1 protein-coding gene is annotated in these 298 nt (G+C 65.1%); it reads left to right on the top strand.

Annotated elements, in window-relative coordinates; genetic code table 11:
* On the top strand, window positions 1–298 hold a 298-nt coding region (locus C1X29_RS29815), incomplete at both ends, for an efflux RND transporter permease subunit (protein WP_146023293.1).

The following is a 298-nucleotide window of genomic DNA, read 5'->3' as shown; positions in this document are numbered from 1 at the left end:
CCTCAGCCTCGTTGTGCCGATCACGCTGCTGCTGATCGCGCTGCTCCTCTACATCAACTTCTCGTCGGTGGCCGACATGCTGCTGACCCTGTCGGTCATCCCGATGGCGATGATCGGCGGCATCTTCGCCCTGGCGCTGACCGGCACGCCGTTCTCGATCTCGGCGGCGATCGGCTTCATCGCGCTGTTCGGGATCTCGACCATGGAGGGCGTGATCCTGCTCGCCTACTACAACCAGCTCGTCGAAGACGGCTGGCAGCGCCGCAACGCGGTGTTCCAGGCCGCGACGGTGCGGATG

It is taken from the genome of Pseudomonas sp. GW456-12-10-14-LB2 (assembly GCF_002884345.1).
GTDB lineage: Bacteria > Pseudomonadota > Gammaproteobacteria > Pseudomonadales > Pseudomonadaceae > Aquipseudomonas > Aquipseudomonas paraglycinae.
The sequence above is the reverse complement of the archived record's forward strand: the minus strand, read 5'-3'. Positions and strand labels throughout refer to the sequence as shown.